This is a genomic window from Undibacterium sp. SXout20W, from assembly GCF_049340285.1.
Classification (GTDB): domain Bacteria; phylum Pseudomonadota; class Gammaproteobacteria; order Burkholderiales; family Burkholderiaceae_D; genus Undibacterium.
In genome coordinates, this window is record NZ_JBMPPH010000117.1 from 1 (window position 1) to 592 (window position 592).

The following is a 592-nucleotide window of genomic DNA, read 5'->3' on the forward strand; positions in this document are numbered from 1 at the left end:
ACCAGGCGACGATCAATGCGGTGACTACGGCAGTTAATATCGTCGGTAATAGCCAAAGCGGTACCTACAACGCGACACAACAAAGCGTGAGCGGATTCACAGCCATTGGCTTGGTAGGTACTGATACAGCCTCTAATGTTGGCGGTTTCACCGCCAACGGTGCCACAGGCACCAATGCTGGCAGCTACGCCAATACGGTCGGCGGCACGAACAGTAACTACAGCAACATCGTCTACACGAATGGTAGTTTGAATATCGGTCAAGCTACAGCGACAATCAATGCAACGAAGACTTACGACAGCAACACCAGCCTGACACCAGGTCAGGTCAGCATCACGGGCGTCAATGGACAAACGCTGAACTACACCGGTACGGCGGTAGCCAACAACGCGAACGTGGCCGCCAATGCAACAAACTACGTCAGTGGCATTACTGGTTTAAGTGATGGCACTGGTTTAGCATCAAACTATATTCTGCCTGCATTAAGTAATGCATCGGTGAATAACAAAGCGACGATCAATGCTGTCACAACTGCAGTTAACATCATCGGCAATAGCCAAAGCGGTACTTATAACGCGACACAACAAAGCGT

At 50.2% G+C, this 592-nt stretch carries 1 protein-coding gene; it reads left to right on the forward strand.

Going from position 1 to position 592, the window contains the following annotated elements; genetic code table 11:
* Positions 1-592 (forward strand): hypothetical protein (locus ACO0K1_RS20260; protein WP_423029012.1); only part of this gene is annotated, 592 nt, incomplete at both ends.